General features: G+C 70.9%; 1 pseudogene. It reads left to right on the top strand.

The features are described from left to right. Window positions 1-591: pseudogene (locus tag H261_RS25655) on the top strand (beta strand repeat-containing protein); the annotation flags it as partial.

The raw sequence follows: 591 nt of genomic DNA, 5'->3' as shown, positions 1-591 counted from the left end.
GGCAGCATCACCAGCACCCAGACCGGGGCGCTGACCACCACCGCCCTGTCCGGCATCACCTCCACCGAGGTGGCGGCGCTCTCCACCACCCAGATCAACGCGCTCTCCACCACCAACGTGGCGGCCCTGACCACCACCCAGGCCGACGGCCTGACCGTCACCAACGTGGCCGGCCTGACCTCCACCGTGATCAACGCCCTGGCCACCACCACCCTGGCCAGCCTGACCGCCACCCAGGCGGCGGCGCTCACCACCACCCAGTCGGCAGCGCTCACCACCACGGCGCTGGGCGCCATCGAGACCACCGATCTGGCGGCGATCGCCGCCACCGTGATCGATGCGCTCACCACCACCAACATCGCGGCCCTGTCCACCGATCAGGTGGGAGCCCTGACCACCGCCCAGGTCTCCAGCCTGGCCACCACCACCCTGAACGCCCTGCAGACCACCGACGTGGCGGCGCTGTCCACCACCCAGGTGCGCTCGCTGACCACCACCCAGGTCGGCGCCCTGACCACCACCCAGGTCAACGCCCTGGAGACCACCGACATCGCCGCGCTGACCACCACCCAGGTCAGCGGCATCACCAGC

This window comes from Paramagnetospirillum caucaseum (genome assembly GCF_000342045.1).
Lineage (GTDB): Bacteria > Pseudomonadota > Alphaproteobacteria > Rhodospirillales > Magnetospirillaceae > Phaeospirillum > Phaeospirillum caucaseum.
Note: the sequence above shows the minus strand (reverse complement) of the source record. Positions and strands in the feature narration are given on the sequence as shown.